This window comes from Pseudomonas sp. MIACH (assembly GCF_001269925.1).
Taxonomy (GTDB): domain Bacteria; phylum Pseudomonadota; class Gammaproteobacteria; order Pseudomonadales; family Pseudomonadaceae; genus Aquipseudomonas.
In genome coordinates this window covers 492656-510752 of the sequence record NZ_LHVO01000002.1, presented here as the reverse complement: position 1 = coordinate 510752, position 18097 = coordinate 492656, and the positions used below count along the sequence as shown (strand labels likewise).

The following is an 18097-nucleotide window of genomic DNA, read 5'->3' as shown; positions in this document are numbered from 1 at the left end:
GCTGGGGGCAGCGGTCTTTAGACTTACGCCTCATTTAAACGAGAGCAGGGTCGATGCCAACTGCCTTTCCCCCCGATTCTGTTGGACTGGTCGTGCCCCAAGTGGCGCACTTCAGCGAACCGCTGGCCTTGGCCTGCGGCCGTTCGCTGCCCGCCTACGACCTGATCTATGAAACCTACGGCCAACTGAACGCCACGGCGAGCAACGCCGTGCTGATCTGCCACGCCCTCTCCGGTCATCATCATGCCGCGGGTTTCCATAGCGTTGACGAGCGCAAGCCCGGCTGGTGGGACAGCTGCATCGGCCCCGGCAAACCCATCGACACCAACCGGTTTTTTGTGGTCAGCCTGAACAACCTTGGCGGCTGCAATGGCTCCACCGGCCCCAGCAGCCTCAACCCGGAAACCGGCAGGCCGTTCGGCGCCGACTTCCCGGTGCTCACCGTGGAAGACTGGGTGCACAGCCAGGCGCGCCTCGCCGACCGGCTGGGCATCGAGCAATGGGCCGCTGTGATCGGCGGCAGCCTGGGCGGCATGCAGGCCCTGCAATGGACCATCACCTACCCGGATCGCGTGCGCCATTGCCTGGCGATTGCCTCGGCCCCCAAATTGTCGGCGCAGAACATCGCCTTCAACGAAGTGGCGCGCCAGGCGATCCTGACCGACCCCGAGTTCCACGGTGGCTCGTTCCAGGAGGCCGGGGTGATCCCCAAGCGCGGCTTGATGCTGGCGCGGATGGTCGGGCATATCACCTACCTGTCCGATGACTCCATGGGTGAAAAATTCGGCCGTGGCCTCAAGAGCGAAAAGCTCAACTACGACTTCCACAGTGTCGAGTTCCAGGTGGAAAGCTACCTGCGTTATCAGGGCGAGGAGTTCTCCGGGCGTTTCGACGCCAACACCTACCTGCTGATGACCAAGGCCCTGGACTACTTCGACCCGGCCGCCAACCATGACGACGACCTGGCGAAAACCTTCGAAGGCGCCACGGCCAAGTTCTGCGTCATGTCGTTCACCACCGACTGGCGCTTCTCGCCGGCCCGTTCCCGCGAACTGGTGGACGCCCTGATGGCCGCCCGCAAAGACGTCTGCTACCTGGAAATCGATGCCCCGCAAGGCCATGACGCTTTCCTGATCCCGATCCCGCGCTACCTGCAGGCCTTTGGCAACTACATGAACCGCATAACTCTGTGAGAACGCCATGAGAGCCGACCTGGAAATCATCCAAGACTGGATCCCCGCCGGCAGCCGCGTGCTCGACCTGGGCTGCGGTGATGGCGAACTGCTGAGCTGGCTGCGCGACAACAAGCAAGTCACCGGCTACGGCCTGGAAAACGACCCGGACAACATCGCCCAGTGCGTGGCCAAGGGCATCAACGTGATCGAGCAGGACCTGGACAAGGGCCTGGGCAATTTTGCCAGCAACAGCTTCGATATCGTGGTGATGACCCAGGCCCTGCAAGCGGTGCACTACCCGGACCGTATCCTCGACGAAATGCTGCGCGTGGGCCGCCAGTGCATCATCACCTTCCCCAACTTCGGGCACTGGCGCTGCCGCTGGTACCTGGCGACCAAGGGCCGCATGCCGGTGTCGGACTTCCTGCCGTACACCTGGTACAACACACCCAACATTCACTTCTGCACCTTCGAAGACTTCGAAGCCCTGTGTGGCGAGCGCGAAGCCAAGGTGATCAATCGCCTTGCCGTCGATCAACAGCATCGTCATGGCTGGGCGAGTAAGCTATGGCCCAATCTGTTGGGCGAAATCGGTATCTACCGGGTCAGCAGTCCTGGCCTGACGGATCACCAGATTGCCGTCTAACCATTTTCAAGAGGGACGATCATGAGTCGCTTGGCTATTTTTCTACTGACCGCATGCCTGGGCGCCAGCGCCATGGCAGCGGACACTATCGACGCTAATCGCAAGAAAGACTTCGGCGATATCACCGTTCATTACAACACCTTCACCTCCAGCTTCCTGCAACCGGAAACCGCCCAGAAAGTTGGCGTGGTGCGCAGCAAGGAGAAGGGCCTGATCAATGTGGCCGTGATCAAGGGCGTGACGCCGGTGGCGGCACAGGTGACCGGCACCATCAAGGACCTGGGGGGCAAGAGCGAGATCCTGACGTTCAAGCAGATCAACGAGAAAGGCGGAATCAACTACCTCGCGCCCTACTCCGTGACCCAGCGCGAATACAAGACGTTTACCATCAACGTCGAAACCGGCGGCAAAGCCCATAGCTTCCAATTCAACCAAGAACTGTTTCCGGCCGAATGATGAACCTGACCCAACTCGTCCTGGCCAGCCATAACGCCGGCAAACTCAAAGAACTCCAGGCCATGCTCGGCGACTCCGTGCAACTGCGCTCGATCGGCGAGTTCAGCCAGGTGGAGCCGGAAGAGACCGGCCTGTCGTTCGTCGAGAACGCCATCCTCAAGGCACGCAATGCCGCACGCATCTCGGGCCTTCCGGCGCTGGCCGATGATTCGGGCCTGGCGGTGGACTTCCTCGGCGGCGCCCCTGGTATCTACTCGGCGCGTTATGCCGATGGCAAGGGCGACGCGGCCAACAACGCCAAGCTGCTGGACGCCCTCAAGGACGTGCCGGATGGCGAGCGCGGCGCGCAGTTCGTCTGCGTGCTGGCCTTGGTGCGGCATGCCGATGACCCGCTGCCGATCCTGTGCGAAGGCCTGTGGCACGGGCGCATCCTGCATGCGGCCAGTGGTGAACACGGTTTTGGCTATGACCCGCTGTTCTGGGTGCCGGAACGCAATGTTTCCAGCGCCGAACTGAGCCCGGCCGACAAAAACCAGATCAGCCACCGCGCCCGCGCAATGGATTTGCTGCGCCAACGCCTGAGCTTGAAATGACCCAGAACACCTCCGCGCAGCCGCTGATCCACGGTGGCGCGCAAACACCTCGGGCGGCCATGCCGGTGCTGCCGCCCCTGGCGCTGTATATCCACATCCCGTGGTGCGTGCGCAAATGCCCTTATTGCGACTTCAACTCCCACACCGCCAGCAAGGTGCTGCCGGAAGAGGAATACGTCGACGCCTTGCTGACTGACCTCGATCAGGACCTGCACGCGGTGTATGGGCGCGAACTGAGTTCGATCTTCTTCGGGGGCGGCACCCCAAGCCTGTTCAGTGCTGCGGCGCTGGGCCGACTGCTCCAAGGCGTGGAAGCACGCATCCCGTTTGCCGGTGATATCGAGATCACCCTGGAAGCCAACCCCGGCACGTTCGAGCAAGAGAAGTTCGTCGCTTACCGCAAGCTGGGGATCAACCGGCTGTCCATCGGCATCCAGAGCTTCCAGCAGGAAAAGCTTGAGGCCCTGGGCCGCATCCACAACGGCGACGAAGCCGTACGCGCCGCCGGGATGGCGCGCCAGGCCGGGTTCGATAACTTCAACCTGGACCTGATGCACGGCTTGCCGGACCAGTCCCTGGAAGACGCCTTGAGCGACCTGCGCCAGGCCATTGCGCTAAAACCCACGCACCTGTCCTGGTACCAGCTGACCCTGGAACCCAACACCGTGTTCTGGAACCAGCCACCTGCGCTGCCGGAAGACGACACCCTGTGGGACATCCAGGAAGCTGGCCAGGCGCTGCTGGCCGAACACGGTTACGCGCAATATGAAGTGTCGGCCTACGCCCAAGCTGGCCGCCCGGCGCGGCATAACCTCAACTACTGGAGTTTTGGCGACTTTATCGGCATCGGTGCCGGCGCCCACGGCAAGCTCAGCCACCCCGACGGGCGCATTGTGCGCACCTGGAAAACCCGCGCGCCGAAGGACTACCTCAACCCGGCCAAAAACTTCCAGGCCGGGGCGAAGGAACTGACCAACGAAGAGTTGCCGTTCGAGTTCCTGATGAACGCGCTGCGCCTCACCGAAGGCGTCGAGGCCAGGCTTTACGCCGAACGTACCGGCCTCGACCTGGCGAGCCTGGATGAGGCGCGTCGCGAGGCAGAACAAAGTGGCTTAATGCAGGTCGAACCGTCACGCCTGGCGGCCACCGACCGTGGGCAACTGTTTCTCAATGACCTGTTGCAGAAGTTTTTGAGCTGATCGCTCTAAGGAAATCGAATGGATTTGGTACTCGACCTGCTCGCCACCGTATCCCGCTGGAGCCGCAGCAACCTGTCGGAAATATCCCTGGCCCTTGTGGGATGTTTGCTGGTGCTGTTTGGCGCTGACATCAAGGGTTGGGTCGAGGCGCGCCTGGGCAGCGTTGCTGGCGCGTTGCGCGTACCGTTGATGGCCCTGCTGTGCATGATCGGCAGTGGTGCGGCGCTGATCTATGCGACGCCGTGGATTGTGCGGGGATTGAGCCAGTTCAATAACTACAGCCTGGCGCCGGTGCTGGTGGTGGTGCTGGTGTTGATTGGCGTCGTCGCCGACCGCCGCTGAGCTCAAATCCAACACAAAACAACTGTGGGAGGAGGCTTGCCCCCTCCCACATTGAATTGCATTTCAAGTCAGTGGCGAGTTACGCCAGCTTCTCGAACTTCAAATCCCAAACCCCATGCCCCAACCGCTCGCCACGGCGTTCGAACTTGGTGATCGGGCGTTCGGCCGGGCGTGGTACGCATTTGCCGTCTTCCGCCAGGTTGCGGTAGCCAGGGGCAACGTCCATCACTTCCAGCATGTATTCGGCGTACGGTTCCCAGTCGGTGGCCATGTGCAGGATACCGCCGACTTTCAGCTTGCTGCGCACCAGCTCTGCGAAGGAGGCCTGGACGATGCGGCGCTTGTGGTGACGGCTCTTGTGCCAAGGGTCCGGGAAAAACAGCATCAGGCGGTCGAGGCTGTTATCGGCGATGCAGCGGTTGAGCACTTCGATCGCGTCGCAGTCATAGACCCGCAGGTTGGTCAGGCCTTGGGTCAGCACACCATTGAGCAGCGCGCCGACACCCGGACGGTGCACTTCCACGCCGATGAAGTCCTGTTCCGGCGAGGCTGCGGCCATTTCCAGCAGGGAGTGGCCCATGCCAAACCCGATTTCCAGGGAGCGTGGGGCCGAACGGCCGAACACCTGGTCATAGTCCACCGGCGCGTCGGCCAGGGGCAGGATGAACAGCGGCGTACCTTGCTCCAGGCCCTTTTGCTGGCCTTCGGTCATGCGGCCGGCGCGCATCACAAAACTCTTGATGCGGCGGTGCTTGGACTCGTCGCCTTCTTCCACGGTGTTCGGCGTTTCGTTTGATTCAGTCATCAATGGCTCTTACTTGATCAGACCATCCAGCGGCGAAGAGGCGCTGGCGTAGAGTTTTTTCGGCATGCGCCCGGCGAGGTAGGCCAGACGGCCCGCAACGATGGCGTGTTTCATGGCTTCGGCCATCATGATCGGCTGCTGGGCATTGGCGATGGCCGAGTTCATCAGCACCGCTTCGCAACCCAGCTCCATGGCGATGGTGGCGTCAGAGGCAGTGCCCACGCCCGCATCCACCAGCACCGGGATTTTGGCTTCTTCCAGGATGATCTGCAGGTTGTACGGATTGCAGATCCCCAGGCCCGTACCGATCAGGCCGGCGAGCGGCATCACAGCGATGCAGCCGATTTCGGCGAGTTGGCGGGCGATGATCGGGTCGTCACTGGTGTAGACCATCACGTCGAAACCTTCCTTGACCAGGGTTTCAGCGGCCTTGAGGGTTTCGATCACGTTGGGAAACAGGGTTTTCTGGTCTGCCAGCACTTCCAGCTTGACCAGATTGTGACCATCGAGCAGCTCGCGGGCCAGGCGGCAGGTGCGCACGGCTTCGATGGCGTCGTAGCAACCGGCGGTGTTCGGCAGGATGGTGTAGCGGTCCGGCGGCAGGATATCCAGCAGGTTCGGTTCGCCCGGGTTCTGGCCGATGTTGGTGCGGCGCACGGCCACGGTCACGATCTCGGCGCCGGAGGCTTCGATGGCCAGACGGGTTTCTTCCATGTCGCGGTACTTGCCGGTGCCGACCAGCAGACGGGACTGGTAGGTACGACCGGCCAGGACGAAGGGCTTGTCGCTACGAACGATGCTCATGGGAAATCCTCGAAATGGGGTGAGGTTCTGCAGAATTCGGGGGGCGGATGCCTAGCCGCCACCGATGGCGTGGACCACTTCGACCTGATCACCTTCGGTGAGCGCGGTCTCGCCGTGCTGGCTACGCGGGACGATATCCTGATTGAGCTCCACTGCAACGCGACGCCCGGTCAGGTCCAGACGGGTCAGCAGGGCCGCAACGGTTTCACCGTCGGGCAGTTCAAAGGATTCGCCGTTCAACTGAATGCGCATGCCACGGGCCGCCATCGTTTTTAGGGGCCAGCATTCTAGCCCGATTGGGACCTGAAGGTCAGCTCCAAGCGTCAAGCGGTCAGTTGCATGCGCCAGGCCGCCAAGCCCAGGAAGAACCAACCCAGCAGGAACGCCAGCCCGCCAAATGGCGTGATGATCCCCAGTTTGCTGATGCCGGTCATGGTCAACGCGTACAGGCTGCCGGAGAACAGCACAATGCCGACAACGAACGACACACCCGCCCACGTGACCAGTCGCCCAGGAATATGCGCGGCCAGCAGCGCCACACCGAACAGCGCCAAGGTGTGAACCAGTTGGTAGGTTACGCCGGTGTGAAAGATCGCCAGGTATTCGGCGCTCAGACGGTTTTTCAGGCCATGGGCGGCGAACGCACCCAGGGCGACACCGGTGAAGCCGAAAAAGGCAGCCAGCATCAGAAAGCTACGCAGCATGAGGAACTCCAGTCAGACTCATGGGACAGGGTCTGTATAATGGCCCGCTCAACGGGTTCGGCCAAGCCATCTCTATGCTGCGTCTCCTCTTCAAACGCTTTCTCAATGTCGTGAAATGGTTTGCCATCGGCAGTGTCTTGCTGGTGCTGCTGTTCCGTGTCGTCCCGCCGCCCTTCACCGCGCTGATGGTGGAGCGCAAGGTCGAATCCTGGTTCGACGGCGAACCCATTGACCTGCAGCGTACCTGGGTGCCGTGGGACGAGATCGCCGATGACCTCAAAGTGGCGGTGATGGCCGGTGAAGACCAGCGCTTCCCGCAGCATTGGGGCTTCGATTTCGGTGCGATCCAGGCGGCGCTGGTGCACAACGAACGCGGTGGTTCGATCCGTGGCGCCAGTACGCTGAGCCAGCAAGTATCGAAAAACCTGTTCCTGTGGGCCGGTCGCAGCTATTTGCGCAAAGGCCTGGAGGCTTGGTTTACCGGGCTGATCGAGGTGCTGTGGCCCAAACAGCGCATTCTTGAGGTGTACCTCAACAGCGTGGAATGGGATGAAGGCGTGTTTGGCGCGGAAGCGGCGGCGCGGCATCACTTTGGGGTGAGCGCCAAGGGACTGTCCCGGCAGCAGGCCAGCTATCTGGCGGCGGTGCTGCCTAATCCACGGGTGTGGAGTGCCAGTCATCCGACCGCGTATGTGGCGCGGCGAGCGGCGTGGATTCGCCAGCAGATGAGCCAGTTGGGTGGGGATGGTTATCTGGTGGAACTGAACAACTCTCGCAAAGCGCCTTGGTCCGACTGATACACACAAAAAAATGTGGGAGGGGCTTGCCCCCTCCCACACTTTTAAGCAGCGATGGACAGTTTCAGCTTGTTCATCGCGCTCTTTTCAAGCTGACGAATCCGCTCGGCCGACACGTTGTACTTCTGCGCCAGGTCGTGCAGCGTGGCTTTTTCTTCCGCCAGCCAGCGCTGGTAGAGGATGTCCCGGCTGCGATCGTCCAGCACTTCCAGCGCTTCGTGCAGGTTGTGGTTGGAGTTGTCGCTCCAGTCGGCGTCTTCCAGTTGGCGCGCCGGGTCGTACCGGTGGTCTTCCAGGTAGTTGGCCGGCGATTGGAAGGCGCTGTCGTCGTCCGCTTCCGCGGCCGGGTCAAAGGCCATGTCATGTCCGGTCAGGCGGCTTTCCATCTCGCGCACTTCACGGGGCTCCACGCCGAGGCTTTCAGCCACGCGATGGACTTCCTCGTTGTTCAGCCACGCCAGGCGTTTCTTCTGGCTGCGCAGGTTGAAGAACAGCTTGCGCTGGGCCTTGGTGGTCGCGACTTTCACGATGCGCCAGTTGCGCAGGATGAACTCGTGGATTTCCGCCTTGATCCAGTGCACGGCAAACGACACCAGGCGCACACCCATTTCAGGGTTAAAGCGCTTCACAGCCTTCATCAGGCCGACGTTGCCTTCCTGGATCAGGTCAGCCTGGGCCAAGCCGTAGCCGCTATAGCTACGGGCGATATGTACGACAAATCGCAGGTGGGCGAGCACCATCTGCCGAGCCGCCCCCAAATCCTGCTCATAGTAGAGACTCTCGGCCAGTTCACGCTCCTGCTCGGGCGTCAGCAATGGAATGCTGTTAACCGTGTGCACATAGGCTTCCAGGTTCGCACCCGGGACCAAGGCATAAGCAGGTTGCAAAGAAGTGGTCATACGAAAAAACCTCCGACTCACATAACTCGTGCAGTTCAGCACTGCGAAAATTGACCGGAAACCGTAGGACAAGTTCCCTAAACCACTGATACGGTCAATACAAACGAAACCACATTAATCTGACATTAACTACTTCGGTGCCAGCTCACGTAAATGCCGTGCGACCGCAATCCAGGCACCGATATAACCCAACAATACCGCGCCAAGCAAGAGCGACAGACCATCGGCCACCGGTACCCCGGCCAAAGCAAAATCACTGCCGTACAAGCCGGCAAGCCCAACGACTGCGTCGTTCAGCCAGTTCAGGCCGAACGCCAGCACGCCCCAGGACAAAATCCCCGCACCCAGGCCATAAAGCGCACCCATGTACAGAAAAGGCCGACGCACATAGCTGTCCGTGCCGCCGACCAGTTTAATCACTTCTATCTCGGTGCGACGGTTTTCAATATGAAGACGAATGGTATTACCTATCACCAAAAGTAATGCAGACACCAGCAGCACTGTCAGGCCGAACACAAAGCGGTCGCCCAGCTTGAGGATCGCCGCCAGGCGCTCTACCCAGACTAGATCAAGTTGCGCCTGTTGCACCTTGGGCATCTCTGCGAGTTTTTGTCGCAGGGCTTCAAGGCCCGCCTTGTCGACTTCATTCGGCGTCACCAGGACCACACCCGGCAACGGGTTCTGCGGCAGCTCTTTAAGCGCCTCGCCCAGGCCGGACTGTTGCTGGAACTCCTCGAGGGCCTGGTCGCGACTGACGTACTCGGCGTCCGCGACGCCCGGCATGTTCTTGATATCGTCCCGTAGCGCTTCGCCTTCCTTGGTACTGGCATCCAGGTTCAGGTACAGCGAAATCTGCGCCGCACGCTGCCAGGAACCTCCCAGGCGCTCGACATTATTAAGCAGCAGCGACAAGCCCATCGGCAGGCTGAGGGCCACGGCCATCACCAGGCAGGTAAAAAAGCTGCCGATCGGCTGCTTGCCCAGGCGACGCAGGCTGTCCAGCAGGCTGGCGCGATGGCTTTCGATCCAGGCGCGCAGCAGGGTGCTGAAGTCCGGGCCGTCGTCTTCGTCGTGCTTTTTCTTCTTCGGTTGCGGATCGGCCGGTTTCGGCGCCACGCGCTCGGAAACCTTGGGGCTACGTGTCGCACTCATACGCCAGCCTCCCCGTCACCGATCAGACGACCGCGTTGCAGGGTCAGCATGCGGTGGCGCATGCGGGCGATCAGCGCCAGGTCGTGACTGGCGATCAGTACGCTGGTGCCCAAACGGTTGATGTCTTCGAACACGCCCATGATCTCGGCCGCCAGGCGCGGGTCGAGGTTACCGGTGGGTTCGTCCGCCAGCAGCAGGGCCGGACGGTGAACGATGGCGCGAGCAATGCCGACGCGTTGTTGCTGGCCGGTGGACAGGTCGCCGGGGTAGAGGTCGGTCTTGTCTGACAGCGCCACGCGCTCCAGGGCCGAATCCACACGCTTGACGATTTCGGCCTTGGACAACCCAAGAATCTGCAAGGGCAGCGCAATGTTGTTGAACACCGTGCGATCGAACAGCAACTGGTGGTTCTGGAACACTACGCCGATCTGGCGGCGCAGGAACGGAATCTGCGCATTACTGATGGTGGCCAGGTCCTGGCCCGCCAGCAGCAACTTGCCCGTGGTCGGGCGTTCCATGGCCAGCAGCAGGCGCAACAGCGTACTTTTGCCGGCGCCCGAGTGACCGGTAACAAACAAGAACTCGCCGCGACGCACTCGAAAGCTCAGCTCATGCAAGCCGACATGCCCGTTGGCATAGCGTTTACCGACCTGTTCGAATCGAATCATGAACGCTCCCGCTCGGCAAACAGTGCCTGTACAAAGGGTTCGGCTTCAAAGGTGCGCAGGTCGTCGATGCCTTCACCGACACCGATATAACGAATCGGCAACCCGAACTGCTTGGCCAGGGCGAAGATCACACCGCCTTTGGCCGTGCCGTCGAGCTTAGTCAAGGCCAGGCCGGTCAGTTGGACCGTCTGGTTGAATTGTTTGGCCTGGCTGATGGCGTTCTGGCCAGTACCGGCGTCCAGCACCAGCAACACCTCGTGCGGGGCGTCTGCGTCAAGCTTGCCGATCACGCGGCGGACTTTCTTCAGCTCTTCCATCAGGTTGTCTTTGGTGTGCAGGCGACCGGCGGTATCCGCGATCAGCACGTCGATGTTGCGAGCCTTGGCGGCTTGCACGGCGTCGAAGATCACCGAGGCGGAATCGGCGCCGGTGTGCTGGGCAATAACCGGGATCTTGTTGCGCTCGCCCCAAACCTGCAGTTGCTCAACGGCTGCGGCGCGGAAGGTGTCGCCGGCGGCGAGCATGACTTTCTTGCCTTCCGACTGCAGCTTCTTGGCCAGTTTGCCGATGGTGGTGGTCTTGCCGGCGCCGTTGACGCCCACGACCAGGATCACGAACGGCTTGTTCGGGGTGATCACCAGCGGTGCTTCCACGGGTTTGAGCATCGCAGCCAGCTCGGCCTGCAAGGATTTGTAGAGGGCGTCGGCATCGGTCAACTGCTTGCGCGCGACCTTCTGGGTCAGGCTCTGGATGATCACAGCAGTGGCTTCGACGCCCACGTCGGCGGTCAGCAGGCGGGTTTCGATGTCTTCCAGCAACTCATCGTCAATCACCTTCTTGCCGAGGAACAGGCTGGCCATACCCTCGCCGATGCTGGCGCTGGTCTTGCTCAGGCCTTGCTTGAGGCGGGCGAAGAAGCCGGTCTTGCCGGTTTCCACAGGAGCGACGGGCTCGGGCTCAACGGGCGATTCGATAACGGCGGGAGCGGCAACCTCGACGGGGACCGGCTCAACCACTGGTGCGACAACCGCAACGGGCGTCGGCTCGCTCACAGCCACAGGCGCCGGCTCTGCGACCACGACAGGAGCCGGCTCGATAACCACCGGAATCGGCGGCGCCACATGCTCAGCCTGCACGTCGTCAACCAGCGCCACGGGCTCTTCGGGCACCGGCAGTTCCGGCCACGGCTTATGCTCGGGCTCAGGTTCCGGCACCCCATCGGCCACCGGTTGCAGCACCGGCTCAGCCATCGGCAACACGACCGGCGCCGGCGCTTCGGCAACGGGCTCGGCTTCTACTATAGGATCGGGGATCGGCTCAGCTTGAACCTGTGGCTGTTCAGCGACGGTTTCCTGCGGCTTTTTGCGCAGCCATCCGAACAGGCCTTTCTTCTCGCCAGCCGCAGCTGGGGTCTTCTTGTCGTCGTTGGAACCAAACATGGAGACGGCTATCTCAAGGTAGCGACGCGCCAAGGGGCGCATCGGTAAATAAAATTCGATGCGTAACAGACTGTTTTTTAGCCAGCTCGTTCATGCGCAACATTTTGTAAGGCCTAAATAGGGCCTTAACAAGACAGCCATAGTGGCCGTCTCTAGGTCGGATCAGTATCCTAGCACCTCCTCGCCCGCCGACGCTAAGACCAAGCGGGCAGCCCAACAGGTTTAAAAACGAATGAATGCTCTAGCCCGCCACGCCGCAGGCCTGCTGTTCAGCACAGTTTGTCTGCCCCTTTCAGCCTTGGCTGCCGACCCACAACCCACCCATGAATTCACCCTGGATAACGGCCTCAAGGTGGTCGTGCGCGAAGACCATCGCGCGCCAGTAGTGGTTTCCCAGGTCTGGTACAAGGTTGGTTCGAGCTACGAGACCCCGGGCCAGACCGGTTTGTCCCACGCCTTGGAACACATGATGTTCAAGGGCAGCGCCAAGGTTGGCCCCGGCGAAGCCTCGCTGATCCTGCGTGACCTGGGCGCCGAAGAAAACGCCTTCACCAGCGATGACTACACCGCCTACTACCAGGTGCTGGCCCGTGACCGCCTGGGCGTCGCCTTTGAGCTGGAAGCCGACCGCATGGCCAGCCTGCGCCTGCCGGCCGACGAGTTCAGCCGCGAAATCGAAGTCATCAAGGAAGAGCGCCGCCTGCGCACCGACGACAACCCGATGTCCAAGGCCTTCGAGCGCTTCAAGGCGATGGCCTTCCCGGCCAGCGGCTACCACACGCCGACCATCGGCTGGATGGCCGACCTCGATCGCATGAAGGTCGAGGAACTGCGCCACTGGTACCAGTCCTGGTACGTGCCGAACAACGCCACCCTGGTCGTGGTCGGCGACGTCACGCCGGACGAGGTAAAAAACCTCGCCCAGCGTTACTTTGGCCCGATCCCCAAGCGCGACGTACCACCCGCCAAGGTTCCGATGGAGCTGGCCGAGCCCGGCGAGCGCCTGCTGACCCTCCATGTGCAGACCCAATTGCCGAGCGTGATCCTGGGCTTCAACGTACCTGGCCTGGCCACAGCCGAAGACAAGCGCTCGGTCCAAGCCCTGCGCCTGATCTCGGGCCTGCTGGACGGCGGCTACAGCGCACGGATCTCCGAGCAGTTGGAGCGCGGTGAAGAACTGGTATCCGCCGCGTCCACCAGCTACGACGCCTACACTCGCGGAGACAGCCTGTTCACCCTCTCGGCCACCCCGAACCAGCAAAAGAAAAAGACCGTCGCCCAAGCCGAAGCTGGCCTGTGGCGCCTGCTGGAAGAGCTTAAAGCCAAGCCACCTACCGCCGAAGAACTGGAGCGCATCCGTGCCCAGGTCATCGCCGGCCTGGTGTACCAGCGCGATTCCATCACCAGCCAGGCCACGGCCATCGGCTCCCTGGAAACCGTGGGCCTGTCCTGGAAGCTTATGGACACCGAACTGGCCGACCTGCAAAGCGTGACCCCGGAAGATATCCAGAAGGCCGCGCGCACCTATTTCACCCGCGAACGTCTGAGCGTCGCCCATGTTTTGCCTGAGGAGACCGCTCATGAGTGATCGCAAAAGCAGCCGCCTGATCCTGCCGGGCCTGATCGCCGTTACCCTGATCGCGGCGAGTGCCGTGTATTTCCTGCGCCCGAGTGAGTCCGTTGCCAGCCAGGCGCTGGACAAGGCTCAATCGGCCAACAAACTGCAATCCCTGGCGGAGCTGGACGGCAAGGCGCCGACCAACCGCAAGCTCGACGTGCAAACCTGGACCACCGCCGAAGGCGCCAAGGTGCTGTTCGTCGAAGCCCATGAACTGCCGATGTTCGACATGCGCATCCTGTTCGCTGCCGGCAGCAGCCAGGACGGCGACGTGCCGGGCCTGGCGCTGATGACCAACGCCATGCTCAACGAAGGCGTACCGGGCAAGGATGTGAGCCAGATTGCCAGCGGGTTTGAAGGCCTGGGCGCCGACTTTGGCAATGGCGCCTACCGCGATATGGCGCTGGTGTCCCTGCGCAGCCTGAGCGACAGCGCTAAACGCGAGGCCGCCCTGGCACTGTTTGACGATGTGATCGGCAAGCCGACCTTCCCCGCCGACTCCCTGGCGCGGATCAAGAACCAGATCCTCGCCGGCTTTGAATACCAGAAGCAGAACCCCGGCAAACTGGCGAGCCTGGAGCTGTTCAAGCGCCTGTACGGCGATCACCCATACGCTCACCCGAGCGAAGGCACGCCGCAAAGCGTTCCGAAGATTACCCTCGCACAGTTGCAGGCGTTCCACGCCAAGGCCTATGCGGCAGGTAATGCCGTGATTGCCGTGGTCGGTGATTTGACCCGCGCCGAAGCCGAAGCGATGACGGCCAAAGTGTCCGCCTCGCTGCCCAAGGGCCCGGCCATGGCGAAGATCGCCCAGCCGACCGAACCCAAGGCCGGCCTGAGCCATATCGAGTTCCCGTCCAAACAGACTCACCTGCTGTTCGCCCAATTGGGCATCGACCGCGCCGACCCGGACTACGCGGCCCTGTCCCTGGGCAACCAGATCCTCGGCGGCGGAGGCTTCGGCACCCGCTTGATGAGCGAAGTGCGCGAAAAGCGTGGCCTGACCTACGGTGTGTATTCCGGCTTCTCGCCGATGCAAGTGCGTGGCCCGTTCATGATCAACCTGCAGACCCGCGCCGAAATGAGCGGCGGCACCCTGCGCCTGGTCGAAGACGTGCTGGCCGACTACCTCAAGACCGGTCCGACGCAAAAGGAACTGGATGACGCCAAGCGCGAGCTGGCCGGCAGCTTCCCGCTGTCCACCGCGAGCAACGCCGATATCGTCGGACAACTGGGCGCCATGGGTTTCTACAACCTGCCGCTGAGCTATCTGGAAGATTTCATGAAACAATCCCAGGCCCTGACCGTAGAGCAGGTCAAGGCTGCCTTGAACAAACACTTGAGCGCCGACAAGATGGTCATCGTGACCGCCGGCCCAACGACTGCGCAAAAGCCACTACCGCCCCCCACTGATAAACCTGCCGAGCAGCCGCTCGGGGTTCCGGAGCATTAATGGCCAGTTCATCTCGCCCGAAAAAACCTGTCCACAACGTGCATAACGGTGTGGGCCAACTGCGCATCATTGGCGGTGAATGGGGCAGCCGCAAGCTGAGCTTCCCCGACGTCGTGGGCCTGCGCCCAACGCCGGATCGCGTGCGTGAAACCTTGTTCAACTGGCTCGCGCCGTACATTGCCGGCGCCAAGGTGCTGGACCCGTTCGCCGGCAGTGGCGCGCTGTTCCTGGAGGCGCTGTCCCGTGGCGCAGCCCAGGCCCAGGCGCTGGATGCCAGCAATGTCGCGGTGTCCAGCCTCAAGGAACACCTGGGCACCCTGCGCTGCACCAACGGCCAGGTACAGACTGCCGACGCCCTGCGCTACCTGGAAACCCAGGCCGCCAGCGCCTACGACGTGGTGTTCCTCGACCCGCCGTTCAATCAGAACCTGCTGCCGACCGTGTGCACCTTGCTCGAAGAGCGCGAATGGTTAGCACCGGACGCGTGGATCTACACCGAAAGCGAGACCGCGCCGTCTAGCCTGGGCTTGCCGGGCGCGTGGCGCCTGCACCGGGAGCAGAAGTCCGGTCGGGTGTATTACGCGTTGTGGCATCGGTTGGTCGACAGCGTCGCTTAATCTGTGGCGAGCACGTTTGCTGTGGTGAGTTAGCTCAAAACTGAGAGTTTCATGACACCGTCCTCCAACCCATTCACCCCCGCCTTCGGCCTCGGCAACCCTCACCTGCAAACCCTGTGGGGGCCGCTGTGGCGGCCGACTACCCATATCGAACGCCAACGCGAACGCCTGTGGCTGGAAGACGGCGATTTTCTGGACCTCGACTGGCATGGCCCCCATGACGCACAGGCGCCGTTGGTGCTGGTCCTGCATGGGCTGACCGGCTCATCCAATTCCCCCTATGTGGCCGGCCTGCAAAAAGTCCTCGCGGGTCAAGGCTGGGCCAGTGCGGCCTTGAACTGGCGCGGCTGTTCGGGCGAGCCCAACCTGTTGGCACGAAGCTATCACTCAGGCGCCAGCGAAGACCTCGCCGCCGCGATTGCGCACCTGCGCGCCAAGCGGCCGTTGGCGCCGCTGTATGCGGTGGGTTATTCGCTGGGCGGCAATGTGCTACTCAAGCACCTGGGGGAAACCGGCGAGGCATCCGGGCTGCAAGGCGCGGCGGCGGTATCGGTGCCGTTTCGGCTGGACCAATGCGCGGACCGCATCGGACTCGGCTTTTCGCGGGTTTATCAAAAGCACTTCATGCGTGAAATGCTCGCGTATATCCGCGTCAAACAACGCCGTTTTTTACAGGATGGCCGCGCGGACGGGCTGAAAACCCTGGAAGCGCTTGGCTCGCTGGAGAAGATGCGCACCTTCTGGGACTTCGATGGCCGGGTCACCGCGCCGCTGCACGGGTTCTTGAGTGCCGAGGACTATTACCGCCGCGCATCGAGTCGCTACTACCTGGGGGCTATCCGCACGCCGACGTTGATAATCCAGGCTGCCGACGACCCGTTCGTATTCGCCCACAGCTTGCCCGAGGCCAGTGAGCTGTCGGCCTGCACCGAATTTGAGCTGACGGCCAAAGGTGGGCATGTGGGCTTCGTCGAGGGTTCACTGAAACGCCCCAGCTACTACCTGGAGCGGCGCATTCCCCACTGGCTACTGGCGCAACACGGTTGAGCATGTGGGAGGGTTTATACGACCGGGAACTCAGTCACCCGTAGCAATTGCCCGCGCAGGATCAGTAATCCACTCGCTCCACGACCCCGCATACAACTTGCCCAACGGGTAACCCGCCAGGCTCAGGGCGAACAGGTTGTGGCAGGCCGTCACGCCCGAGCCGCAATACGCCACCAGTTCTTCCGGCGAGCGCCCCTGCAACTGCGCAGCAAAGCGTTGCTTGAGTTGCTCGGCCGGCAGGAAACGCCCATCACTGCCCAGGTTTTCGTTGAACGCCGCACATTGCGCACCGGGAATGTGCCCAGCAATCGGGTCGATAGGCTCCACCTCGCCGCGAAAACGCGGTTGGGCGCGGGCATCGATCAAGGTCAGGCCGGGTTGGCCCAGACGTTTTTGCAGGTGTTCGGCATCCAGCAGCAGGCGATTGTCCGGTGTACCGGCAAACGTCCCGCGCTCGACGACCGGCGCATCCAGGCTCAACGGGAAACCCGCCGCATGCCAGGCCTTGAGCCCCCCATCCAGGATAAATACGCCGTCGCGCTTGCCCAGCCAGGCCAGCAACCACCAGGCGCGGGCGGCATAGGCACCAGGACCGTCGTCGTAAAGCACCACGTCGGTATCGGCACTCACACCCCAGGCCCGCAGTTGCTCGGCAAAGGTGCCCGCCGCCGGCAACGGGTGACGACCGGTCACGCCCTTGATCACCGGCCCGCTGAGATGGCGCTCAAGATCAGCATATTGCGCGCCGTCGATATGCCCCTCGGCGTAACTGCAACGTCCGTAGTCCGGGTCTTCCAGGGCAAAACGGCAATCCAGGATCACCAGCCCGGCGGTGTTCTGGCGCTCGGCCAATTGCTGGGGGCTGATCAGTTGGGCAAGCGGCATGGCGGACTCCTGTGAACAGATTCGGGAAAGGTCCTACTTCACTTCTTCCAGTGCCTGCTTCAACGGCACGTAAAACTCTTTGAACAGCGCATCCACCGCTTCTTTTGCCTGGGGCGTGACAAAGCCCGCCTCCAGCACCAGCACCTGATACACCCCGCGCTTAATGGCTTCGGCACTCAAGTGGGCGGAGTTTTCATTGGTGGTACACAAGAAACGCACCCAGGAGGTGAGGATGATCCAGGCGTTGAGGGTCAGGGCTTCGGTTTGCACCGGGTCCATATTCAAGATGCCCGCATCCACAAACCCTTGGTAAATGGCGCCACCCTGGATCAGGCACCGCTGGGAAAAACGCCGATAGCCCGTAGCCAGTTCCGGGTCGCTCTCCAGCAGGTGCTCAAGGTCGCGGTGCAGAAAACGGTAGCGCCACATGCCAGCCAGCAGGGCCTGGAGGTAGAAGCGCTTGTCTTCCACCAACATGGCTCGCCCCTGGGGCGGACGCAGGAAAGTGTCCACCAACGCTTCATATTCGCGGAACAGCACAGCGATGATCGCCTGCTTGTTGGGGAAGTGGTAGTACAGGTTGCCCGGCGAAATTTCCATATGGGCGGCGATATGGTTGGTGCTGATACTGCGCTCGCCCTGCTGGTTAAAAAGCTCCAGGCTGGTTTGCACAATGCGTTCGCTGGTCTTTACTCGTGGTGCCATAGGGAATCAGCTTCTGTACACGTGATAGAACATCTTACGGCCTATCCTTGCCAGGATAAATCTGCATGTTGCTGCAATGTTATTTGACAATTT

At 61.8% G+C, this 18097-nt stretch carries 21 protein-coding genes; 11 read left to right on the top strand and 10 right to left on the bottom strand.

Translation table 11 applies throughout. The features are described from left to right. Nucleotides 1-53 precede the first annotated feature (53 nt). The 6 genes from AD670_RS02380 to AD670_RS02355 are packed head-to-tail and all read left to right on the top strand — an operon-like array spanning nucleotide 54 to nucleotide 4411. Nucleotides 54-1193, top strand: coding sequence for a homoserine O-acetyltransferase (locus AD670_RS02380; RefSeq protein ID WP_053127991.1), 1140 nt, complete (start codon nucleotides 54-56; stop codon nucleotides 1191-1193). A 7-nt stretch (nucleotides 1194-1200) separates the two neighbouring features. After that, on the top strand, nucleotides 1201-1821 hold the full coding sequence (gene metW, locus AD670_RS02375; protein WP_003213768.1) for a methionine biosynthesis protein MetW: 621 nt from the start codon (nucleotides 1201-1203) through the stop codon (nucleotides 1819-1821). 21 nt (nucleotides 1822-1842) lie between these two features. Then, nucleotides 1843-2277, top strand: a complete 435-nt coding sequence (locus AD670_RS02370) for a DUF4426 domain-containing protein (RefSeq protein ID WP_053127989.1) — start codon at nucleotides 1843-1845, stop codon at nucleotides 2275-2277. Next, a complete protein-coding gene (rdgB, locus tag AD670_RS02365; RefSeq protein WP_053127987.1) occupies nucleotides 2274-2870 on the top strand; it encodes an RdgB/HAM1 family non-canonical purine NTP pyrophosphatase in 597 nt (198 codons plus the stop codon). The genes AD670_RS02370 and rdgB overlap by 4 nt, the downstream gene beginning before the upstream one ends. A 59-nt stretch (nucleotides 2871-2929) precedes the next feature. Further along, a complete protein-coding gene (gene hemW, locus AD670_RS02360) occupies nucleotides 2930-4069 on the top strand; it encodes a radical SAM family heme chaperone HemW (protein WP_218187618.1) in 1140 nt (379 codons plus the stop codon). A gap of 18 nt (nucleotides 4070-4087) precedes the next feature. Beyond that, complete coding sequence (locus AD670_RS02355; protein ID WP_010207241.1) at nucleotides 4088-4411, top strand: DUF3392 domain-containing protein; 324 nt, start codon at nucleotides 4088-4090, stop codon at nucleotides 4409-4411. Nucleotides 4412-4490: 79 nt separating this feature from the next. Here AD670_RS02355 and trmB read toward each other — a convergent pair whose 3' ends face one another. The 4 genes from trmB to AD670_RS02335 form a co-directional block, all read right to left on the bottom strand. Beyond that, nucleotides 4491-5216: a tRNA (guanosine(46)-N7)-methyltransferase TrmB gene (trmB, locus tag AD670_RS02350; RefSeq protein ID WP_053127983.1), complete on the bottom strand. Its 726-nt coding sequence runs from the start codon at nucleotides 5214-5216 to the stop codon at nucleotides 4491-4493. A gap of 9 nt (nucleotides 5217-5225) precedes the next feature. Then, nucleotides 5226-6020, bottom strand: coding sequence for a thiazole synthase (locus AD670_RS02345; RefSeq protein WP_017845016.1), 795 nt, complete (start codon nucleotides 6018-6020; stop codon nucleotides 5226-5228). 51 nt (nucleotides 6021-6071) lie between these two features. Then, on the bottom strand, nucleotides 6072-6272 hold the full coding sequence (gene thiS, locus AD670_RS02340; protein ID WP_053127981.1) for a sulfur carrier protein ThiS: 201 nt from the start codon (nucleotides 6270-6272) through the stop codon (nucleotides 6072-6074). Between the two features lie 71 nt (nucleotides 6273-6343). Beyond that, nucleotides 6344-6724, bottom strand: a complete 381-nt coding sequence (locus tag AD670_RS02335) for a DUF423 domain-containing protein (protein WP_053127979.1) — start codon at nucleotides 6722-6724, stop codon at nucleotides 6344-6346. A 74-nt stretch (nucleotides 6725-6798) separates the two neighbouring features. On the opposite strand from AD670_RS02335, the gene mtgA reads away from it, so the two are divergent. Beyond that, nucleotides 6799-7521 (top strand): monofunctional biosynthetic peptidoglycan transglycosylase, encoded by a 723-nt coding sequence (mtgA, locus tag AD670_RS02330; protein ID WP_053128163.1) that lies wholly within the window; start codon nucleotides 6799-6801, stop codon nucleotides 7519-7521. A 44-nt stretch (nucleotides 7522-7565) separates the two neighbouring features. Here the strand turns inward: mtgA and rpoH are convergent, their stop codons facing one another. From rpoH to ftsY, 4 genes are all read right to left on the bottom strand, one after another. Further along, entirely contained in the window at nucleotides 7566-8420 is an 855-nt protein-coding gene (gene rpoH, locus AD670_RS02325) for an RNA polymerase sigma factor RpoH (protein WP_003176698.1), read from the bottom strand. A gap of 129 nt (nucleotides 8421-8549) precedes the next feature. Then, nucleotides 8550-9572, bottom strand: a complete 1023-nt coding sequence (gene ftsX / locus AD670_RS02320; protein ID WP_053127978.1) for a permease-like cell division protein FtsX — start codon at nucleotides 9570-9572, stop codon at nucleotides 8550-8552. Continuing rightward, the gene (gene ftsE, locus AD670_RS02315; RefSeq protein ID WP_003213784.1) at nucleotides 9569-10240 is read right to left on the bottom strand and encodes a cell division ATP-binding protein FtsE; all 672 of its coding nucleotides are present in this window, start codon (nucleotides 10238-10240) and stop codon (nucleotides 9569-9571) included. The genes ftsX and ftsE overlap by 4 nt, the downstream gene beginning before the upstream one ends. Further along, nucleotides 10237-11679, bottom strand: a complete 1443-nt coding sequence (ftsY, locus tag AD670_RS02310; protein ID WP_053127976.1) for a signal recognition particle-docking protein FtsY — start codon at nucleotides 11677-11679, stop codon at nucleotides 10237-10239. The genes ftsE and ftsY overlap by 4 nt, the downstream gene beginning before the upstream one ends. A gap of 232 nt (nucleotides 11680-11911) precedes the next feature. Between ftsY and AD670_RS02305 the strand changes: the two genes are divergently transcribed. The 4 genes from AD670_RS02305 to AD670_RS02290 are packed head-to-tail and all read left to right on the top strand — an operon-like array spanning nucleotide 11912 to nucleotide 16414. Continuing rightward, the gene (locus tag AD670_RS02305) at nucleotides 11912-13267 is read left to right on the top strand and encodes a pitrilysin family protein (protein WP_053127974.1); all 1356 of its coding nucleotides are present in this window, start codon (nucleotides 11912-11914) and stop codon (nucleotides 13265-13267) included. Next, nucleotides 13260-14750, top strand: a complete 1491-nt coding sequence (locus AD670_RS02300) for a pitrilysin family protein (RefSeq protein ID WP_053127972.1) — start codon at nucleotides 13260-13262, stop codon at nucleotides 14748-14750. Before AD670_RS02305 ends, AD670_RS02300 begins: the two co-directional genes overlap by 8 nt. Continuing rightward, entirely contained in the window at nucleotides 14750-15367 is a 618-nt protein-coding gene (rsmD, locus tag AD670_RS02295; protein WP_053127970.1) for a 16S rRNA (guanine(966)-N(2))-methyltransferase RsmD, read from the top strand. Before AD670_RS02300 ends, rsmD begins: the two co-directional genes overlap by 1 nt. A gap of 51 nt (nucleotides 15368-15418) precedes the next feature. Continuing rightward, nucleotides 15419-16414, top strand: coding sequence for a hydrolase (locus AD670_RS02290; RefSeq protein ID WP_053127968.1), 996 nt, complete (start codon nucleotides 15419-15421; stop codon nucleotides 16412-16414). A gap of 30 nt (nucleotides 16415-16444) precedes the next feature. Here the strand turns inward: AD670_RS02290 and AD670_RS02285 are convergent, their stop codons facing one another. After that, complete coding sequence (locus tag AD670_RS02285; protein WP_053127966.1) at nucleotides 16445-17299, bottom strand: sulfurtransferase; 855 nt, start codon at nucleotides 17297-17299, stop codon at nucleotides 16445-16447. Nucleotides 17300-17332: 33 nt separating this feature from the next. Continuing rightward, entirely contained in the window at nucleotides 17333-18004 is a 672-nt protein-coding gene (locus tag AD670_RS02280; protein WP_053127964.1) for a TetR/AcrR family transcriptional regulator, read from the bottom strand. Nucleotides 18005-18097 lie beyond the last annotated feature (93 nt).